This window comes from Kribbella pittospori (genome assembly GCF_004331465.1).
GTDB classification, from domain to species: Bacteria; Actinomycetota; Actinomycetes; order Propionibacteriales; family Kribbellaceae; genus Kribbella; species Kribbella pittospori.
In genome coordinates, this window is record NZ_SJKB01000002.1 from 74,210 (window position 1) to 93,800 (window position 19,591).

Annotated in this window: 17 protein-coding genes; 6 read left to right on the top strand and 11 right to left on the bottom strand. The window is 68.7% G+C overall.

Annotated features, from left to right (window positions below; translation table 11 throughout):
- Positions 1-59 precede the first annotated feature (59 nt).
- The 3 genes from secA to E0H73_RS06865 all read right to left on the bottom strand — a co-directional run bounded on the left by secA (position 60) and on the right by E0H73_RS06865 (position 4,909).
- Complete coding sequence (secA, locus tag E0H73_RS06855; protein ID WP_131352646.1) at positions 60-2,963, bottom strand: preprotein translocase subunit SecA; 2,904 nt, start codon at positions 2,961-2,963, stop codon at positions 60-62.
- A gap of 184 nt (positions 2,964-3,147) precedes the next feature.
- On the bottom strand, positions 3,148-4,359 hold the full coding sequence (locus E0H73_RS06860; protein WP_131352647.1) for a winged helix-turn-helix domain-containing protein: 1,212 nt from the start codon (positions 4,357-4,359) through the stop codon (positions 3,148-3,150).
- A gap of 37 nt (positions 4,360-4,396) precedes the next feature.
- Positions 4,397-4,909: a type II secretion system protein GspK gene (locus E0H73_RS06865; RefSeq protein WP_202867235.1), complete on the bottom strand. Its 513-nt coding sequence runs from the start codon at positions 4,907-4,909 to the stop codon at positions 4,397-4,399.
- A gap of 135 nt (positions 4,910-5,044) precedes the next feature.
- On the opposite strand from E0H73_RS06865, the gene E0H73_RS06870 reads away from it, so the two are divergent.
- Positions 5,045-5,860: a S1 family peptidase gene (locus tag E0H73_RS06870; RefSeq protein WP_131352648.1), complete on the top strand. Its 816-nt coding sequence runs from the start codon at positions 5,045-5,047 to the stop codon at positions 5,858-5,860.
- Between the two features lie 110 nt (positions 5,861-5,970).
- Here E0H73_RS06870 and hpf read toward each other — a convergent pair whose 3' ends face one another.
- From hpf to mtrA, 5 genes are all read right to left on the bottom strand, one after another.
- Positions 5,971-6,594 (bottom strand): ribosome hibernation-promoting factor, HPF/YfiA family, encoded by a 624-nt coding sequence (gene hpf, locus E0H73_RS06875; RefSeq protein WP_202867236.1) that lies wholly within the window; start codon positions 6,592-6,594, stop codon positions 5,971-5,973.
- A 249-nt stretch (positions 6,595-6,843) separates the two neighbouring features.
- A complete protein-coding gene (locus E0H73_RS06880) occupies positions 6,844-7,533 on the bottom strand; it encodes a ComF family protein (protein ID WP_131352650.1) in 690 nt (229 codons plus the stop codon).
- A 75-nt stretch (positions 7,534-7,608) separates the two neighbouring features.
- A complete protein-coding gene (locus E0H73_RS06885) occupies positions 7,609-9,399 on the bottom strand; it encodes an LpqB family beta-propeller domain-containing protein (RefSeq protein ID WP_131352651.1) in 1,791 nt (596 codons plus the stop codon).
- A complete protein-coding gene (gene mtrB, locus E0H73_RS06890) occupies positions 9,396-11,054 on the bottom strand; it encodes an MtrAB system histidine kinase MtrB (RefSeq protein WP_272949122.1) in 1,659 nt (552 codons plus the stop codon). Before mtrB ends, E0H73_RS06885 begins: the two co-directional genes overlap by 4 nt.
- A 119-nt stretch (positions 11,055-11,173) precedes the next feature.
- Positions 11,174-11,851, bottom strand: coding sequence for an MtrAB system response regulator MtrA (mtrA, locus tag E0H73_RS06895; RefSeq protein ID WP_131353270.1), 678 nt, complete (start codon positions 11,849-11,851; stop codon positions 11,174-11,176).
- A gap of 259 nt (positions 11,852-12,110) precedes the next feature.
- Here mtrA and E0H73_RS06900 point away from each other — a divergent pair, with 259 nt between their 5' ends.
- The 5 genes from E0H73_RS06900 to E0H73_RS06920 are packed head-to-tail and all read left to right on the top strand — an operon-like array spanning position 12,111 to position 17,177.
- Positions 12,111-13,139, top strand: a complete 1,029-nt coding sequence (locus E0H73_RS06900; protein ID WP_238163865.1) for a hypothetical protein — start codon at positions 12,111-12,113, stop codon at positions 13,137-13,139.
- Positions 13,136-13,774 (top strand): DUF4129 domain-containing protein, encoded by a 639-nt coding sequence (locus E0H73_RS06905; protein WP_131352654.1) that lies wholly within the window; start codon positions 13,136-13,138, stop codon positions 13,772-13,774. Before E0H73_RS06900 ends, E0H73_RS06905 begins: the two co-directional genes overlap by 4 nt.
- Entirely contained in the window at positions 13,771-14,913 is a 1,143-nt protein-coding gene (locus E0H73_RS06910) for a DUF4350 domain-containing protein (RefSeq protein ID WP_131352655.1), read from the top strand. Before E0H73_RS06905 ends, E0H73_RS06910 begins: the two co-directional genes overlap by 4 nt.
- The gene (locus E0H73_RS06915) at positions 14,910-15,881 is read left to right on the top strand and encodes an AAA family ATPase (protein ID WP_131352656.1); all 972 of its coding nucleotides are present in this window, start codon (positions 14,910-14,912) and stop codon (positions 15,879-15,881) included. Before E0H73_RS06910 ends, E0H73_RS06915 begins: the two co-directional genes overlap by 4 nt.
- A gap of 3 nt (positions 15,882-15,884) precedes the next feature.
- Complete coding sequence (locus E0H73_RS06920) at positions 15,885-17,177, top strand: DUF58 domain-containing protein (RefSeq protein ID WP_131352657.1); 1,293 nt, start codon at positions 15,885-15,887, stop codon at positions 17,175-17,177.
- Here the strand turns inward: E0H73_RS06920 and E0H73_RS06925 are convergent, their stop codons facing one another.
- Genes E0H73_RS06925 through E0H73_RS06935 form a run of 3 tightly spaced genes read right to left on the bottom strand, consistent with a single transcriptional unit; the run spans position 17,178 to position 19,139 of the window.
- Positions 17,178-17,996 carry a VOC family protein gene (locus E0H73_RS06925; protein ID WP_238163866.1) on the bottom strand — a complete coding sequence of 273 codons (819 nt, stop codon included), beginning with the start codon at positions 17,994-17,996 and terminating at the stop codon, positions 17,178-17,180.
- Positions 17,997-18,006: 10 nt separating this feature from the next.
- Positions 18,007-18,807 carry a VOC family protein gene (locus E0H73_RS06930; protein WP_131352658.1) on the bottom strand — a complete coding sequence of 267 codons (801 nt, stop codon included), beginning with the start codon at positions 18,805-18,807 and terminating at the stop codon, positions 18,007-18,009.
- The gene (locus tag E0H73_RS06935; RefSeq protein WP_131352659.1) at positions 18,804-19,139 is read right to left on the bottom strand and encodes an ArsR/SmtB family transcription factor; all 336 of its coding nucleotides are present in this window, start codon (positions 19,137-19,139) and stop codon (positions 18,804-18,806) included. The genes E0H73_RS06930 and E0H73_RS06935 overlap by 4 nt, the downstream gene beginning before the upstream one ends.
- Positions 19,140-19,591: the final 452 nt, after the last annotated feature.

Sequence of the window (19,591 nt, forward strand, 5' to 3'; positions counted from 1 at the left end):
AACCACACTGTGCAGAACTCTAAGAGGGCGTCTGAGAACTCTGACGCCCTCTCAAGGCGTCAGAACTTGTAGACGTCCGACTGCGGGTCGCCGTGGCAGCGCTTGTACTTCTTGCCCGAGCCACACGGGCAGGCGACGTTGCGCGGGGTGCCGGCGTACATCAGGCCACCCTCGTCGCCCTCCTGGTGGTGCGAGACCTCGTCGTCGCCGTCGATGGTCGGAGCGGAGTACGACAGCCGCTGCGGGCGCCGTTCGCTCAGGCCCTTGACCTGCAGGCGCGGGGTGTCCCGGGGCCGCGGCGTGTCCTGCGGGCGGATCTCGTCCTGGAGCCGGCCCGGGAACTCCGCCACCGGCGCACCGGGGGTGAGGATGTCCTCGTCCTCGACGACCTGCTCCACCTCGGCGTCGGCGCTGAGCACCATCTGCTCCTGCATCGCCTTCACGTCGACGTTGAAGATGAAAGCGACCGACTCCTCCTTGATCGACTCCATCATCGCGGCGAACATGTCGTAGCCCTCGCGCTGGTACTCGACCAGCGGGTCGCGCTGCGCCATCGCGCGCAGCCCGATGCCCTCACGCAGGTAGTCCATCTCGTACAGGTGCTCGCGCCACTTGCGGTCCAGCACGCTCAGCACGACCTGGCGCTCGAGCTCACGCATCGACTCCTCGCCGAGCAACTCCTCGCGCTGCTCGTACGCCTCCTTGGCGTCGAGGATGAACCGCTCGATCAGGAAGTCCGACGTCAGGCCGGCCTTCTCGCCGCCGGCCTCCTCGATCAGGTCGTCCTCGGTCACCTCGGTCCCGTACAGCGTCTTCAGCGCGGTGAACAGCGCGTCCAGGTCCCAGTCCTCGGCGAACCCGTCCGCGGTCGCACCCTGCACGTACCCGGTGACGGTCTCCTCGAGCATGTCCTGCACCTGCTCGCGCAGGTCCGCGCCCTCGAGCACCCGGCGGCGCTCGTCGTACACGACGTGCCGCTGCCGGTTCATCACGTCGTCGTACTTGAGGATGTTCTTCCGGGTCTCGAAGTTCTGCGCCTCGACCTGGGACTGTGCTGACGCGATCGCCTTGGTGACGACCTTGTTCTCCAGCGGCTGGCTGTCGTCGTTGTTGCGCGACATCGCCCAGTCGACCATCTCGCGCTTGAACAGCCGCATCAGGTCGTCCTCCAGCGACAGGTAGAACCGGGACAGGCCCGGGTCACCCTGCCGGCCGGACCGGCCGCGCAGCTGGTTGTCGATCCGGCGGGACTCGTGCCGCTCGGTGCCGAGCACGTACAGGCCGCCCGCCTCGCGGACCTCCTCCTGCTCGTCCTTCACCTGCTTCTCGAACTGCTCCAGCACCGTCGGGTACGCCGCCTCGTACTCCTCGACCGAATCGGCCGGGTCGATGCCACGGGCGCGCAACTCCTTGTCGGCCAGGAACTCCGGGTTCCCGCCGAGGATGATGTCGGTACCACGGCCGGCCATGTTGGTGGCCACCGTGACCGCACCCTTGCGGCCGGCCTCGGCCACGATCGCCGCCTCTCGCGCGTGCTGCTTGGCGTTCAGCACCTCGTGCGCGACGTTCTCCTTGCGCAGCTGGGCGGACAGCCGCTCGGACTTCTCCACGCTGGTGGTGCCGACCAGGATCGGCTGACCGGTCTGGTGCACCTCGACGATGTCCTTGACCACCGCGTCGAACTTGGCGTCCTCGGTGCGGAAGATCAGGTCCCGCTCGTCGCTGCGGATCATCGGCTTGTTGGTCGGGATCGGGACCACGCCGAGCTTGTAGATCTTGGAGAACTCGGCCGCCTCGGTCATCGCCGTACCGGTCATGCCGGACAGCTTGTCGTAGAGCCGGAAGTAGTTCTGCAGCGTGATCGTCGCGAGGGTCTGGTACTCCTCCTTGATCTCGACGTTCTCCTTCGCCTCGATCGCCTGGTGCAGACCCTCGTTGTAGCGGCGGCCGTGCAGCGTCCGGCCGGTGTGCTCGTCGACGATCAGGACCTCGTTGTCGACGACCACGTAGTCCTTGTCGCGGCGGAACAGGTCCTTGGCCTTCAGCGCGTTGTTCAGGTAGCTGATCAGCGGGGTGTTCGCCGACTCGTAGAGGTTGTCGATCCCGAGCCGGTCCTCGACCTTCTCGATACCGCGCTCGAGGATCGCGACGGTGCGCTTCTTCTCGTCCACCTCGTAGTCGGCGACCGGGCGCTGTTCCTCCGGCACCTTGTCGTCGGCGATCCGCGGCTTCAGCGTGCCGGCGATCCGGGCCATCTCGACGTACCAGCGCTGCGAGTCCTCGGCCGGGCCGGAGATGATCAGCGGGGTCCGGGCCTCGTCGACCAGGATCGAGTCCACCTCGTCCACGACCGCGTAGTTGTGCTCGCGCTGGACGCAGTCCTCGATGCTCTGCGCCATGTTGTCGCGCAGGTAGTCGAAGCCGAACTCGTTGTTGGTGCCGTAGGTGATGTCCTTGCTGTACGCGACCCGTCGCTCGGCCGGCGACATCTCCGGCAGGATCACGCCGTAGTCGAGGCCGAGGAAGTGGTACACCCGGCCCATCCACTCCGCCTGGTACTTGGCCAGGTAGTCGTTCACCGTGACCACGTGCACACCGCGGCCGGACAGCGCGTTCAGGTACACCGGCAGGGTGGCGACCAGGGTCTTGCCCTCACCGGTCTTCATCTCGGCGATGTTGCCCAGGTGCAGCGCGGCGCCGCCCATGACCTGGACGTCGTACGGCCGCTGGTGCAGCGTCCGCTTGGCCGCCTCCCGGACCACCGCGAACGCCTCCGGCAGCAGCGAGTCGAGCGACTCCCCGTTCTCGTGCCGCTGCTTGAACTCCGCGGTCTGACCGCGCAACTCCTCGTCGGACATGCCGACGAAGTCGTCCTCGATCGAGTTGACCATCTTCGCGATGCCCTGGAGCTGACGCAGGATCTTGCCCTCGCCGATCCGCAGGACCTTGTCGATCACCTTCATGGTGGGGAGTTCTCTCCTTGCTGCTGAAGCCTGGGTTGCGGCATGAGCCGACAGGCGCGTCCCACCCACAGGCGGGCGCGCGTGACCCATGGTACGGGGCTGGGTGTGTCAAGCCACGCCCGCTGCGTGCCTTGGGGCTTACCCGACCCACGCTCCGGGAGCCCGAAAAGTTCCGGCTCCGCGCTCAGTAACCGCGCAGGGAGTCACTCAGCGCAGGCGAGAGGTCACCGCCACCGGCCACTCGCACCTGGTCCAGACCGAGCCAGCCCGCGAGCTGGACGAGCTCCGCGGCCAGCTCGTCGGAGGTCTCCACCGGTGCCTTCGGCTCCGCGTGCGCCGACTGGACCAGCAGTACGCCGGCCGTCCGATCCGACTTGAGGTCCACCCGCGCGACCAGCCGGTCCCCGAGCAGGAACGGGAGGACGTAGTACCCGTAGATCCGTTTCTCGGCCGGCACATAGATCTCGATTCTGTACCGGAAATCGAACAACACCTCGGTCCGGGTCCGCTCGAACACCAGCGAGTCGAACGGGCTGACCAGGGCGCGGGTGTTCACCCGCCGCGGCAGCCGCGCGTCCCGATGCAGGTACGCCGGCCGCTTCCACCCCTCGATCTGGACCGGGAGCAGCTCCCCCTCCTCGACCAACTCCTGGATCGCTTGCGCGGTCGGATCCGGCGCGGTCCGGAAGTAGTCCCTCAGGCACTGCGCAGTCGCCACCCCATGCGCCTTGGCCGCGATCGACACCAGCCCTCGATGCGCTTCGGCATCCGACGGAGTCGGCGTGGCGAGTACGGCGGCCGGCAGCACTCGCTCGGGTACGTCGTACTGCCGCTCGAACTGCTGGTTCCGGCGAGCCACCGTGATCTTGCCCGCGTAGAACAGGAACTCGAGGGCTCGCTTGACGTCGGACCAGTTCCAGCCCCAGTTGTCCCGCTCGCGCTCGACGTCATCGTCGATCTCCCGGGCGGTCAGCGGGCCGTGCTCGCGGACGTCGGCGAGCACCTGCTTGACCAGGTCCGGCCGCTGCTGCGCGATCGCGCGCGGGCCACCCCAGGCCTCGGTCATCGCGCGGTCCATCCGCCAGCGCATCAGCGGGTGCGTCTCGACCGGGATCAGCGACGCCTCGTGCGCCCAGTACTCGACCAGGCGGCGGGGCGCCTTGCCACTGGCACGGTCGAGCAGCGCCCGCGGATACGGACCGAGCCGGGAGTAGAGCGGCAGGTACTGCGCGCGGCTCAGCACGTTCACCGAGTCGATCTGGATCAGGCCGATCCGGCCGAGCACGCGGGCCAGCGCCCGGGTGTCCGGCACTCCCTTCGGCCGCCGGTCCATGAAGCCTTGGGCCGCCAACGCGACCCGCCGCGCCTGCGCCGTCGACAACACCTGCGTAGTCATCTTCGAGATTCTGCCCGGCTCCACCGACAGAATCCGTTCAGCGCCGATCCTGCACCGGTACGACGACCAGCCGGTCGACCAGATCCTTGCTCGGCGGGCCGGACAGCAGCCCTCGGGACCACAGCTCGTCGACCGACCGGAAGCGGCCCGTCTCCGAGCGGCTCGACACGATGGCCGTCGCGCGCTGCTGATCCAGCCCGGGCAGCGCCGACAACACTTCGGCCGGTGCGTCGTTGAGGTCGACCGGGCCGCCGTACTTCCGGCCGCCGATGACCAGCGCGGCCTGGATGCTCGCCACGCCCATGCTGGCCAGCAGTATGAAGACGACCGCGTCAGGGCTCTGGTGATCCGGCTCGCTGAAGCCGGGCACCCAGAAGGCGACGGCCGTGCCCAGATAGACCAGCGCGGACACCGCAAGCACAAGACTTCGCCGCCGGACCGCGAGGATGCCGAACATGATCGGGCTGCCGACGCCGATCGTCACCAAGGGCACGGCGGCGCCGGCCAGCTTCAGCCAGACCGTCTTCCAGTTGGTTCGAGGCGCACGCACGGCCGAACTGTAGTGGGAGCCCGGGCCATAACTCGGGAGTTACCGCAAGTGGGAGGTGCGCTACAGAGGGTGTTCGGGGGACGCTCCCAGCAGGCCGCGCCGCCCGTGTGGCCCCCTATCAACCTGGAGTGAGGCATGACAGGAAGATTGCAGTTGGTCCGTGCTGCCCTGGCAGCCGGTGTGCTGGCCGCGGCGTCCCTCGGTGCGGTGGCCGTAGCCGGCTCCGCATCGGCCGCGGAAGCGCCGGACGGACCCAAGACCCGGATCGTCGGTGGCACCATCGCCCACACCGCCGACACCCCGTGGGCCATTCAGTTGTCGAACAGCGGCTCCCCCGATCCCACCGGTGAGTGGTGCGGATCGACGCTGGTCGCGGCGAACAAGATCGTGACCGCAGCGCACTGCGCTCAGGAGTCGGCGAGCACCTACACCGCGATCCAGGGCCGCGACGTGCTGACCGACACGTCCAGTGGCAAGGAGTCCAAGATCAGCAGCATCTGGGTGGACCCCGAGTACGGCAGTGCCGGCGGCCACGACGTGGCCGTGATGACGCTGGCCACGCCGTTCGACGGCGTACCCACTCTGGCGCTGGAGACCGACGCGGGGGCGGACACGGCCGGAGCACCGTCGGTGGTCTACGGCTGGGGCGACACCGAGGACACCGGTCCGGCGGACACCTTCCAGAAGGTGGACGTGCCGGTGCTGGGTGACGCGTACTGCGAGCAGGCCTACGCGAGCGAGGGCTACACCGCCGACGGCGAGATCTGCGCCGGCTACGAGGACGGTGGCAAGGACTCCTGCCAGGGCGACTCCGGCGGGCCGCTGGTCTTGAACGGGCGCCTGTTCGGCGTGGTCTCGTGGGGTGTCGGGTGCGCGGACGCCGGTAACCCGGGCGTGTACGCGGAGGTGGCGACGTACGCCACGGAACTCCAGTCCCAGATCGACGGCTGAGCACGATCGCAGGGAAGTAGAAGGGGCCGGGCTGGTCAGCCCGGCCCCTTCTGTGTTGCGCTCCTCCCGGAACCTCGGAGGTCGGCCTCACGCGACCGGAGCGGGGTGGATCAGACGGTCAGGCGGATCACGCCGTAGTCATAGCCGCGGCGCCGGTATACGACGCTGGGTTGGTTCTCGTCCGCATCCACGAAGAGATAGAAGTCGTGCCCGACCAGTTCGAGCTCGTAGAGCGCCTGGTCCAGGGACATCGGCTTGGCGGTGTGGGTCTTCTCGCGCATCACCAGGGGACCGTCCCCGGTGACCGTGAGGGATCCGAACTTGTACGTCGCCACTTCGTCCTCGGCGACTGTCTCCTCCACTGCTGGTGTGCCGTTGAGCGGCTGCTTCGCGTTCACGTGCCGCAGGCCTTCCGGCGAACGCTCACCGCGGTGCACCCGGCGCCGGTCCGCCGCCTTACGGACCTGGGCGCGGAGCCGGTCGAGGCAGACGTCGAACGCCGCCTGCTTGGTCTCGCCGCAGGCTTCGGCGCGGACCACCGGCCCCTTGGTGTACATGGTGAGCTCGACACGCATCGCCCGATCGTGCTGTCGCGGGTTCTTCTCCTGGCTGACTTCTACCTCGCACCGCAGTACCCGGTGATCGACCTTCTCGATCCGCTCGAGTTTTTCCTCGACGTACTGCCGGAAGCGGTCACTGACCTCGCAGTGATGACCCTTGACAACGACGTCCACGGAAACCTCCATCGATCGGCGACTTCTTTTACGTCTCCGGACCCCCGCCAGCTCGTGAAATCCACTCCGTCTCACTGTGTCGGTTGCGGTTGGGGCGCCCGAAACAAGAACACCCGCCATCACGCCCGTCGGACTCCGCAGTGAGGATTCCGGCTGATCCGGTCCTGCACCACTTCCCTGCCCGACAAGCCCGTGCGGGTGTCATGGGCCAACGCTAGTCGGCTTCGGCGAAAACCGGTAGGGAAGTTCTCATGAACCAGACGGCCTTTGCCGACGGGTCGCGGCCAGCACCGCGCAGCCCAGCACCGGAATTCCGCCGGTTTCCAAGGCGCGACAGGCTTCGCTGAGCGTGGAACCGGTGGTGATCACGTCGTCGACCAGCAGGACCGGCTGATCGGTCAGCGTTTCAGCCCAGCGCGAACGAAGCGCGAAAGCCCCGGCCAGGTTGGCCGTTCGGCGTTCCGCGGACAGTCCGGCCTGGTCGTCAGGACGCCGTACGACGGACAGCGCGGCTGCCGGCCGGGCGTCGACGCCACTGCGCCGGAGCACCCGCACGGCGGCCTTGGCGATCCGCGTCAGTGGGTCGTGGCCGCGCTGCCGGACGGTCGAAGGCGTTGACGGGACAGGGCAGATCCACACTCCCGGATGGTCTCCGATGGCCGTGAGCACGGCGGTCGCCAGGAGCCGCCCGAGCGGACGAGCAAGCGCGTACCGGGCCTCCTCCTTGTGGGCGATGATCAGCTTCCGCACCTGATCGGCGTACGGCGCTGCCGCTGTGGGCGGCGGCAGTCCGTGCGGACGCGGGTCGGGCCAGGCACGGAACGGAGTCAGCGAGGTCAGTAGCTCCCGGCAACCACCACAGAGAGTGACTCCGGGCCGGTCGCAGCCTGCGCAGCGTCCACCCAGGACGAGATCGGCGAACGCGTCCCGGACCGGCACCGCACCCACGATCGGCGACGCCGCCCCGGCACCGCAACCACCCCGGCTCGCGCCTGTGGATATCTCCAGGCCGGGTCAGCCCGGGTAGACCGGAATGAACGGCAGGGCGTTCGCGTCGTCCTCCATCGCGGTCCAGGTCAGGTCGCGGGTCTGCCAGTGCACGTGCCCGTCGACGTCCTCGACCGCGGGCAGCGTGTCCTTGCTCGGGTTCGAGGCCAGCCGCTGGGTGATGAAGTCGGTGGACGCGCCGGGTAGCAACTGGAGCTTGGAACCGTCCGGGTTGACCAGCCACGGCGCACGGTCGGCGTTGCTGGCCGAGCCCGAGGCCCCGGCGACCAGGACACCTTGCTTGTTCCAGGCCGCATCGGTCATGTCCGTGAGTGCCAGCTCGAGCTTGCGGAGGCTGCCGAGCAGCAACTGCTTGCCGTCCGGTCCGGTCTGGATCGCCCCGGTCTCGACGTACGTCTTGCCGGTGGCCTTGGAGCGCATCACCAGCAGCGCCCGGACACCGTCCGGCGCCATCCGCAGCACCAGCGGGGTGTCGCCGCGGAAGCTGACCGTCACGGCGGTGAGCTTCCCGTCCCGGTTGCGGACCCGCAGCCGCGGCGTCGCCTTGTCGGCCCGGTCCACGATCCACAGGTTGTCGTCGTTGTCGTAGCTCGGCCGCAGCACCGTGCCCACGGTCTTGATCGTGCGCAGGTCATCGGTCTTGTCGCTGTTGTCGGTGTTGTCCAGCGGACCGTAGGCGACCACCTTCTCGCCGTCGATCGTGGTCACGATCGCGCCCGAGTCCCCCCGCAGGTTCACGGCGAACGACTCGGCGATCTGCCCGTGCAGCAGGCTGGAGTCCAGCGGCCGGGCGGCGATGTCGGACGCCCCGTCGAGCCCCTCGACGCGCTGCACCCGGCCCTGCCGCAGGCCGTACAGCGTGGTCATCGCCCCACCGGGAATGGAGGGGTCGTACTGGCTGAAGTTGGTGAACGGCAGTACGTCGGGATCGTCCGGAAGCAGCGGTGCGCCGCCGACCGTGATCCGGGCCCGGAGGTTGATCTGGTTGAGCGTCCAGACGATCTGGGCGGCGAGCAGGTGCCGGTCCTGATCCCGGAGCGCGGCGGCCGTGTCGTTCAGCGCCACCGTGGCGACGCCGAACTCGACCGGGACGGACACCTGCACCTGGGTGCCGGGCGGGGCCAGCGACACGACGCCGTTGCCGAGGCTCTTGGTCGGGCCCTTCAGCAACTCCTGGATCAGCTGGGTCGCGGCCTGGCCCTGGGACTGGTTCACCGACAGGTAGACCGGGTCCGGGACGAGCAACTCCCGGCCGGGGTTGAAGAAGTACAGATCGCGCGGGGCCAGCTTGAGGTCCACCTGGTTGCTGCCCAGGTACACGCCGGGCGGCGCCGAAGCGACCCGCAACTGGCCGTCGACCTTGGCGACCTTGAACAGGAAGTCGGCCCGGTCGGCGCCGGGCGCCGCCGGAATCCACTCGCCCCGTTCGTCGACGGTCGCGATCTTCCGGGCGGTCAGCTTCACCCCACCGCCTGGCTGCGGGGCCACCGATCCGGGACGCTGGTCGTAGACGATCGTCTGCGTCTCGGGCTTCCAGGCCGCGGCCGCGTCGGCCGTCATGTACTGCCGGGCGACGTCGAAGGCCCGCGTGTCCGACATCGCCTCGAGGAACCCGTTCACCAGCTCCAGCTCGGTGAGGTTTTCCCGCGGCGGCTTCGCCTCGACGCCGACGCCGATCCCGCCCTGGGTCAGGCCCTCCCGGCTGCCCTGGCGGATATTCCCCTGCGTCGGGACGGTCGCGCACCCGGTGACCAGCAACGTCAGCGCCAGCACGACCACGAGCAGTCTGCGCCTCACCGCTCCTCACCACCCGTCAGCTTCTGGTACGGCGCTCCGACGTCGACCAGCGACTTGTCGGAGACCACCCGGGTGGCGTCGGCGGGGCGGGCCGGCAGTGGCGATCCGGACAGCGTCACGTCCGGCCGCCGCGGCAGGGTGAGGCGGAAGTAGGCGCCTTCGCCCGGTGAACCCCAGGCGTCCAGCCGGCCACCGTGCAGCCGTGCGTCCTCCAGCGCGATCGACAGGCCGAGGCCGGTCCCGCCGGTCGTCCGGGCGCGGGCCGGGTCGGCCCGCCAGAACCGGCTGAACACCATCTCGGCCTCTTCGGCCCGGAAACCGACACCGTGGTCGCGGACCGCGACAGCGGCCGAGTCCTCGTCGCACGCGGTGCTGATCCGGATCGGCAGGCCCTCGCTGTGCTCGATGGCGTTGCCGATCAGGTTCCGCAGGATCCGCTCGATCCGGCGGGCGTCCACCTGCGCGCGGCACGGCTCCGGCATGTCCAGTTGCACCTCGCAGCCCTTGCGCCGGAGCAGAGTCTCGTGGTTCTCGAGCACGCGGTTGACGATGTCGCGCAGGTCCACGTCCTCGAGGTCCAGAGCAGCCGCACCGGCGTCGAACCTGCTGATCTCCAGCAGGTCCGCGAGCAGCTCCTCGAACCGGTTGAGCTCGTTCTGCAGCAGCTCGACCGAGCGGCGGCTGATCGGGTCGAACTGGTCCCGGCTCTCGTGCAGCAGGTCGGCGGCCATCCGGACCGTGGTCAGTGGAGTCCGCAGCTCGTGCGACACGTCGGAGACGAACCGGCGCTGCAGCCGGGACAGCTCCTCCAGCCGCCGGATCTGCCGCTGCAGGTTGCTGGCCATCTTGTTGAAGGAGACCGCCAGCCGGGCCAGGTCGTCAGTACCGCGGACCTGCATCCGCTCCTCGAGCTTGCCTGCCGCCAGCCGCTCCGCGATCCGCCGCGCCATCCGGACCGGGGTGACCACCTGACGGGTGACCAGCCACGCCACCGCGCCGAGCAGCACGACCAGCAGCAGTCCGGCGGTGACCAGCGCGCGCTGGACGACGTCGAGCGTCTCCTGCTGCGCGGTGAGCGGGAAGAGGAAGTAGACGGCGTACCGGTCGCCGGTCGAGTTCACCCGGAGCTGCGATCCCATCACCAGCCCGGGGACGCTGGGCCCGTCGCGGTAGTTGATCAGCGTGTAGGTGTCCCACAGCTTGGAGTCGTCGCTCATCACCGAAGAGGCCAGCGGCTGCGGGATGGAGTCGCTGTCGACCAGTCCGGTGTAGCGGATCGCGTTCGATGTGGCAGTGTCGGTCGGCACGAGCAGAACGTCGTACAGGCCGGGGCGGTTAGTGCCGAGGACCAGTTCGGACAGCTGCTGGTTGATCGTGGTGGGGTCGGCGGCGTTGATCGTGTTGGACAGCGAGGTCAGCTGCGCCCGCGCCTCCGCCTGCGCGCTGTCACGACGGGACTCCAGCACACCGTCGGTGACCTGACTCATCATCACCCAGCCGACCAAGAGCAGTACGACGGTCGACATCAGCAGGGTGCCGGTGACGATCCGGGCCTGGATGGACCGCCGCCAGATGTCCGGCCAGTGCTTGGGGTGCGTCCGCCAGAGCGGCTGCGGGTAGGCAGGCCAATCAGCCGCGGCGGCGGTGAGCTCCAGCTCCGTCCCGCGGGTCTCGGCCCCGTCCTGCTCGGGAAGGGCCGGCTGCTGCTCCGGCCCCGGCGTCGTTGCCGGGGCGTCGGCGACAGCCTGCGACTCCGGGTCGCGTCCGTACTCGATCAGTCCGCACCCGCCTTGTAACCGACACCGCGGACCGTGACCACGATCTCGGGGTGCTCAGGGTCCTTCTCGATCTTGGAGCGCAGCCGCTGCACGTGCACGTTGACCAGCCGGGTGTCGGCCGCGTGCCGGTAGCCCCAGACCTGCTCCAGCAGCACCTCGCGGGTGAACACCTGCCAGGGCTTGGAGGCCAGGCAGACCAGCAGATCGAACTCCAGCGGAGTCAGCTGGATGGTCTCCCCGGCCCGCTTCACCGAGTGCCCGGCCACGTCGATGGTGAGGTCGCCGATGGTCAGCGACTCCGGCCCCGGCTCGTCCATCCGGCGCAGCCGGGCCCGGATCCGGGCCACCAGCTCCTTCGGCTTGAACGGCTTGACCACGTAGTCGTCGGCACCGGACTCCAGGCCCAGCACGACGTCGACGGTGTCGCTCTTGGCCGTCAGCATGACGATCGGTACGCCGGACTCGGCCCGGATCGCCCGGCAGACGTCGATGCCGTCCATGCCGGGCAGCATCAGGTCGAGCAGCACCAGGTCCGGTTTGAACTCCCGGAACGCCGGTACCGCTTTGTCACCGGTTGCGCACAGATAGGTGTCGTAGCCCTCGTTGCGCAGCACGATGCTGAGCATCTCCGACAACGCAGTGTCGTCGTCGACGATGAGGATGCGGCCCCGCATCGTCCGGTTGCCTTCTGCCACGCCCTGCTCCTTGCCGTCCGATCGTTGTGCGCCCAGCGGATGCTGACCGTACGCACTACGGATAGTGTCCCATTCCCCGGGTAGTGCACACGCCGGATCGCCGAGTGACCCCGAGTTGGGCTGTGATCATGGTGCACTGCGGGTGTCCAAGACAACTCTGGGACAACTCTGGGGACAAGCTTCTGAGGATCACACGTCGGTGTGCGGCCGACGGTTCAGCGGGGACGGGAGGTGGATGGTGGCCAAGCAGACAGCCGGCGATATCACGCTGCACGAAGGTACGGCGACGGAGCCGCTGCGGCCCTGGCTGCCCGCGGACCTGCTCGACAACGCGGCCCGGACCATCTCCGACAACAAGACGATCATGCTGGGCCTCCCGGTCCTTGCGGCCATCGCACTGATCGCGGTCCAGGCCGTGCTGACGGAGGTCGCCGTACCTGGTGGTCTGGGTGGGTTCTTCGGGTCCGATGACCCGTTCCAGCAGGCCGGTGCGGCGTTGCTGCTCACCTACGGCGTCCAGCTGGTCCTGTTCACCGTGGTGTCGAGCATGATGGCCGGGATCATCGCCCTGGCCGCCGTGCGGAGCCAGTTGGCGCATCGCGTCGGGCCGCGCGAACTGCTGCGGCTGGTCCGGCCGTCGCTGCCCGCACTGGCAGCTGTCGGGCTGCTGCAGTCGCTGTCGTTCGTCATCCTGATCGCCGGTTGGGGTCTGGCGGTGTTCGGTATCGGCTCCGGCACGGACGCGGCGATCTCCTCCGACGTGGCCGGTGCGGTGGCGATAGTGCTGGTGCTGGTCGGTGCTGTGCTCGTGCTGATCTTCGGCATCCGCCTGGTGCTGGCGGGGACCGTCGTACTGATGGAGGGCCGGCGCGCACCCGACATCGGCCTCTACATCCCTGTCAGGGTGGGGATCTGGGGTTCGCTGAAGCGTTCCTGGCGGCTGGTGAAGGGCAAGTTCTGGCGGGTGTTCGGCATCCTGCTGTTCGGCGGTCTGGTGGTCAACATCGTCGGGTACGCCTTGCAGTTCGGGGTGACCACGCTGGTGCTCACGGTCGGCTCGTGGGCCGACAGCAGCGACGGCACCGGCGCGACTGTGGCCGCTGTGGTGATCGGTGTGGCGGCAGGGGTCGCGACCGCCATGACGCTGATCGCCAGTCTGGCCTTCATGTCCGCCGTCCAGGCCCTGATCTACCTGGATCTGCGGGTCCGGCGAGAAGGCCTCGACCTGTGGATGCGTCCGGTCCTGCGGCCAGGAGGTACGCCGTGATCGCTGTGTTCCTCGAGGAACCCCCGGTGGACATCGGCCGGGACCAGGCGGCTGCCGAGGCGGCCCAGGAGTTGTCGAAGTCGGCGTACCGGCAGTCCGGTGGCTCACTGATCGAGAAGGCGCTCAACAAGGTCATGCAGTGGATCGGCGACATGCTGGACAGCCTCAGCGGTTCCTCCCCCAACGGGCACGCCGGTCTGGTCATGCTGATCGTCCTGCTCGCGCTCATCGTCGTCGTGGTGCTGTGGCGGGCCGGCGTACTCCGGACCAGTCATCGGGAGAAGCAGACGGTCTTCGACACCTCCAGACCACGGACAGCGGCCGAGTACCGCGCTCAGGCGGAGCGGGAGGCGGCGTCCGGGGACTACGCGCACGCCATCCGTAGCCGCTTCCGCGCCTGCGTGGCAGAGCTGACCGAGCGCACGATCCTGGACGATCGCGCCGGGCGGACGGCGTACGAGGTGGTCGCCGACGCAGGCCGCGCGACACCGGCATTGCGGGAACCACTGCAGCCGGCTGCACTCGCGTTCACCGAGGTTGTCTACGGCAACCGTCCGGGTACACCGGAGCGGTACGCCGCAGTCGTCGCCGCTGACGACGCTGCCCGGACTGCTCGGGTCATGGTGAGTGCGTGAGTACTGCAGTAGGGCGGAGTGCTGGCGAGAGTTGGCGGGCGCTGCGGACGCCACTGCTCGTGACCGGGGTGATTGTGCTGGCGGCGATCGTCGTACTGATCGCCACGACCGCACGGACTTCTGGGCCGTTCAGCCCGGACTCCACGGAGCCGGAGGGCGCGCGGGCGCTGGCGACGCTGCTGGGCAACCACGGTGTGAAGGTGACCGGCACCGACGTACTGGACGACGCTGTCCAGCCGGCCAGCGGCAAGACGCTGCTCATCGGTCCTGAGGGCCAGCTCGACCGCTTCGACTGGCAGCGGATCGCGGACGCCGGGTGGAGCCATGTCGTTCTGATCCGTCCCGGCACCAGAGCGCTGGAGGTCCTGGCACCGGGTGTGGAGGACAACGGACAGATCCTGGCCTCGGACAGTCGCCAGCCGAACTGCGATCTGCCTGCCGCAGTGAAGGCCGGGACCGTGACTGTCGGCGGATCGACGTACTCCGCACCGGACGGCGCGCAGGCGTGCTACGGCGACGGCATCAACAACACGGTGATCCGGATGGAGTCGGGCGGCCGGATCGTCGACGTCGTGGGTACGACCCGCTCGTTCACCAACGAGCAGCTCGCAGAAGACGGCAACGCGGCCCTGGCGCTCAACCTGATCGGCACGGACCGGGAGCTGACCTGGTACCTGCCGCAGTGGGAGTCGAGCGGATTCGGCGACGACAACGAGGACGGCCCTCCACTGGTCCCGCCGGACATCCGCTACATCGGGTGGGCGCTGGCGTTCGCCGTACTTGTAGTGGCGTTGTGGCGGGGCCGACGGCTCGGCCCGGTGGTCGCGGAGCGGTTGCCGGTCATCGTGCACGCTGCCGAGACCACAGAGGGCCGGGCACGGCTGTATCGGCGCTCACGAGCCAGAGACCGCGCTGCGGCCGCACTGCGCGAGTCGGCGCTCGGCAAGCTCCACAAGGCGCACGGCATCCCCCGGCGGGCCGATCCGTCGGCTGTCGTGGCGACAGTGGCGGCCCGGACCGGCCGGGACCCGGCCATGCTGTACGAACTCCTCTACGGCCTCCCACCGCTCAGCGACGCCGCTCTGATGTCCTTGTCCCATGAACTCGACGCACTGACGCAGGAGGTACGACACCCGTGACGACTACCGAGGTCAGCGCCGACCAGGCCAGGCAGGCGCTGGTCGCGCTGCGGACCGAGATCGGCAAGGCGGTGGTCGGTCAGGATACCGCGGTGACCGCACTGGTACTCGCCCTGCTCTGCCGCGGCCACGTGCTGCTGGAGGGCGTGCCCGGTACGGCGAAGACGCTGATGGTGCGCGCGTTGTCGATGGCGATGCGGCTGGACACCAAGCGGGTGCAGTTCACGCCGGACCTGATGCCCGGTGACGTGACCGGATCACTCGTGTACGACGCGAAGAGCAGCGAGTTCGAGTTCCGGCCGGGTCCGGTGTTCACCAACATCATGCTCGCCGACGAGATCAACCGGACCCCACCGAAGACCCAGGCGGCGTTGCTGGAGGCGATGGAGGAACGGCAGGTCACCGTCGACGGCGTACCGCGGATGCTGCCGGTGCCGTTCGTCGTCGCCGCGACGCAGAACCCGATCGAGTACGAGGGCACGTATCCGTTGCCCGAGGCCCAGTTGGACCGGTTCCTGCTGAAGGTGACGCTCGACATCCCGCCGCGCGACGCGGAGATCGCCGTCCTCGCTCGGCATGCACAGGGCTTCGACCCGCGCGACCTGGCTGCTGCCGGTCTGCGTCCGGTCGCTGGACCGGAGGACCTTGCCGCCGGTCAGGCCGCCGTACGCCGGGTCTCGGTCCGGGAGGACGTGCTCGCGTACGTCGTGGATCTGTGCCGGGCGACGCGACAGTCGCCGTCACTGCAGCTCGGGGTGTCGCCGCGAGGCGCTACCGCCCTCCTGGCAGTGTCCAGGGCATGGGCGTGGCTGTCCGGTCGGGACTACGTGATTCCGGACGATGTGAAGGCGATGGCACGTCCTTGCCTTCGGCATCGGGTGCAGGTGCGTCCGGAGGCCGAGCTCGAAGGCGTCAGCGCGGACGCGGTGCTGGAGAGCGTCCTGGCGACCGTACCGGTGCCCCGATAGCTCATGGTGCTCACATACAGGGCCGCTCTGCTGGCCGCAGCCGGAGTCCTCTTCGTCGCTCTGGCGATGCCGAGCTGGGGTGGCGTCGGTCTGGTCGTCGCGGTCGTTGTTGTGGTGTGCGTGGTGGACATGTTGCTGGCCGGTTCGCCTCGGCGACTGCAGTTGAGCCGCGAGGGCGACACCGCCGTACGACTGGGTGAGCACGCTGCGGTGAACCTGCTGGTGGCCAATCCGGGTCGGCGGGTGCGTGGTCTGTTGCGTGATGCGTGGCCGCCGTCGGCCGGAGTACTGGATCCGCCACACAAGCTGAACCTGCCGCACGGGGAGCGGCGACGGCTGACGACCAATCTGCTGCCGACGCGGCGCGGGGACCGGCAGGCGGATCGGGTGACGATCAGGTCGATCGGTCCGCTCGGTTTCGCGGGCCGGCAGGGGTCGCACCGGGTGCAGTGGACGGTCCGGGCGTTGCCGCCGTTCAAGAGTCGCAAGCACCTGCCGTCGCGGCTGGCGCGGTTGCGGGAGCTGGACGGGCGGACCGCTCTGCTGGTGCGGGGTCAGGGCACCGAGTTCGACTCGCTGCGTGACTATGTGCCGGGTGACGACGTACGCAGCATCGACTGGCGTGCGACGGCCCGTCGCGGCAACGTCGTACTGCGGACCTGGCGGCCGGAGCGCGATCGCCAGGTCGCCATCGTGATCGACTCCGGCCGGATGTCAGCCGGACGAGTCGGCGACGCACCGCGGCTCGACCACGCAATGGACGCGGCACTCCTGCTGGCCGCGCTCGCGACCCGGGCCGGTGACCGGGTTTCCTTGCTGGCTTGCGATTCCGCGGTCCGGGCCGACGTACGACGTCCCGCGCCGGAGGACGTGCTGCCGTCGTTCGTGAACGCGTTGGCGAACGTCGAGGCTGAGCTCGTCCAGACCGATTTCCGCGTCGTCGTGTCCCAGGTGCTCGAGCGGTTAGGCCAGCGTTCTCTCGTCGTACTGCTGACAGGCTTGGACCCGGCGGTGATCGAGGAGTCCCTCCTCCCCGTCATCGGCCCACTGCTCCGCCGTCACGTCATCGTCCTCGCGTCGGTCGCCGACCCCCGCCTCACCGAACTCGAGTCCACCCGCTCCGACCTCCCCGAGGTCTACGGCGCCGCCTCCGCCGCCCGAACCCGCCTCGACCGAGAACGCGTAACCGCCGTCCTCACCCGAGCCGGCGTCACCGTCCTCGACGAAAACCCAGACACCATAGCCCCAGCCCTAGCCGACACCTACCTGGCGTTGAAGAAGGCCGGCCGCCTGTAATCACAGTTGAGTCGGGCGGGCTTGGAGGAAGGTCCAGTGGTGGCCTTCTGGGTCTTCGGCGTCGTAGGAGCGGTAGCCGTGGTGGTGGATGTCGGAGAGGATTTTGGCGCCGTTGGATTGGGCTTGGGCGAAGTGCGCGTCGAGGTCGTCGACGTACACCCAGACGTTGTGGTCGGCTGACGGTGCGGCCTGGTCGGTGCGTTTGAAGAGGAGTACTGCGGCCGAGCCGACGTGGAGTTCGATCCAGGACGGGTCCTCGCCCTCGGCGGGGATCGTGTCCCAGGAGTTGAGGCCGAAGACGGTGTGCAGCCAACGGGCCGCGGCGGCGGGATCCTCGTAGTACAAGCCGATTGCGAGGCGGTCGAGCTCACGCGGGGTGGGCGGCGCGGTGTCGCGGCGGGCGACCCAGGCGGGGATCCAGCGGATCACGTTCGGCCAGAAGTAGAAGGCCTTGTCGCCACCCTCGACCAACGATTGGACGACGGTGACGCGGGTGCCGCCGTCGATCGCGTCGAAGCTGACCTTGGTCTCGGTGTCGTCGACGGAACTGCGGTATGCGAGCAGCTCACCCGGCTCCCAGACGGTGATGGTGCCGAGCTCGAGCGCGTCCTCCGGCTCGGTTCGGTAGACCTCCAGAATGCGGCCGCCTACGCCCGGCTCCAGCCGCATCGCGATCACCCGCCCGGATTCCCAGAAGTTGATCGGGCTCCGCAACCACCACAGATCGATCTCCTCGGTGAACACCCGGAACGCGGTCGCCGGATCAACCGCCACCTCAACCGAAGCCGTCGCCGACGGCTTCACAGACTCCTGCGTCACGATGACTCCTTCACTGCTGGGTCGGGCGGGCCTGCAGGAAGGTCCAGCGGTGGCCTTCGAGGTCCTCGGCGTCGTACGAGCGGTAGCCGTACTGCTGGATCTCGGACAGGATCTTGGCGCCGTTCGACTGGGCCTGGGCGAAGTGCGCGTCGAGGTCGTCGACGTACACCCAGACGGCATGGTCGGCTGCCGGCGCGGCAGACTCGGTGCGCTTGCAGAGGAGGATCGCGGCGGAGCCGACGTGCAGTTCGATCCAGGACGGCTGCTGTCCCTCGGCCGGGATCTTGTCCCACGAGTCGAGGCCGAAGACAGTGTGCAGCCAGCGCGCCGCCGCGGCCGGATCCTCGTAGTACAAGGCGATCGCGAGCCGGTCGAGCTCACGCGGCGTACGCGGAGCCGAGTCACGGCGGGCGATCCAGGCGGGCAGCCAGTGCAGTACGTTCGGCCAGACGAATGCCGTGTCGGCGCCGTCCTTGAGCAACGCCTGTACGACGGTCACGCGGGTGCCGCCGTCGATCGGGTCGAAGCGAACCCGGGTCTCGACGTCCTCGGCCGGATTGCGATAGGCGAACGCCGTACCCGGCTCCCACTCCGTGATCCGGCCGGATTCGAGGACGTCGTCGGTGCCGTAGACCTCGAGGAACCGTCCACCGACACCCGGCTCGATCCGCAACTCGAGCAGCCGGGCGGAGTCCATGAAGTTGATCGGCCCGCGCACCCACCACAGATCGATCTCTTCGGTGAACACGCGGAAGGCGGTGGCCGGGTCGACGGTCACCTCGACCGACGTGGTGGCGGAGTGGTCGGTCACGATGACTCCTTCTGCTCGACGTGCCGTTTGAACGAGCTGAGTTGGTCGCGCCAGTGCGCTTGGACCTGGTCGAGCCAGGCCTGTACGGCGACCACGGGCTCCGGGTTGAGGCGGAAGATCCGGACGCGGGCGTCGTCGGGACCGCGTTCGTCGGCAACCAGGCCGGCCGCCAGCAGGATGCGCAGGTGCCGGCTCATCGCCGGCGACGACGAGCCGGTGGCCGTGGCGAGCTGCCCGGCCCTTTGTGGCCCGTCCCCCAGCAGCCGCACGACCTGCCGCCGGGTCGGATCGGCCAGCACCTCGAAGAACCGATCGACCTGATCTTCCACCATGCCGCAATAGTTCTACTTCTCGTTAACTATTGTCAACCGCTGGAAGGACTGCCAGGCCCCGCGATCGAGGGCAAACGTGCACGAGGACAGGTAGTACCGACGCAGACGTAGTGCACCTGAGCGCTGTCTGTGCTCCGTGTACGGCGTATCGCAGGTGCACTACCTGTCCAGATGCACGTGTCACCTGAGAACGAGCCAGCTGCCCGGACGCCGGTGGGACCGGTGGGTTGAGGTGGTCACTCGACCGGATAACCCCTCGAGTTGTGGGTTCTCCCCTCGCGCAGAAGCGGAGAACCCACAACACCAGGGGTTATCCCCTCGAATGATGGTCGGACGGGCGGGCTGGCGCGGGCTGTGGGGGTGGGGCGGGTGAGCTTGCGATGGGTGCCGCAGAGGCGGGGGCGCGGAGGGGTGCGGCTGTGGTGTGGCGAGTGAGCTGGCGAGGGGTTTGC

Bases quoted from the DNA above. Each gene is read 5' to 3' on its own strand.
- secA (WP_131352646.1), bottom strand. From the start codon at position 2,963: ATGAAGGTGATCGACAAGGTCCTGCGGATCGGCGAGGGCAAGATCCTG.
- E0H73_RS06860 (WP_131352647.1), bottom strand. From the start codon at position 4,359: ATGACTACGCAGGTGTTGTCGACGGCGCAGGCGCGGCGGGTCGCGTTG.
- E0H73_RS06870 (WP_131352648.1), top strand. From the start codon at position 5,045: ATGACAGGAAGATTGCAGTTGGTCCGTGCTGCCCTGGCAGCCGGTGTG.
- mtrA (WP_131353270.1), bottom strand. From the start codon at position 11,851: ATGCGGGGCCGCATCCTCATCGTCGACGACGACACTGCGTTGTCGGAG.
- E0H73_RS06920 (WP_131352657.1), top strand. From the start codon at position 15,885: ATGGTGCTCACATACAGGGCCGCTCTGCTGGCCGCAGCCGGAGTCCTC.
- E0H73_RS06935 (WP_131352659.1), bottom strand. From the start codon at position 19,139: ATGGTGGAAGATCAGGTCGATCGGTTCTTCGAGGTGCTGGCCGATCCG.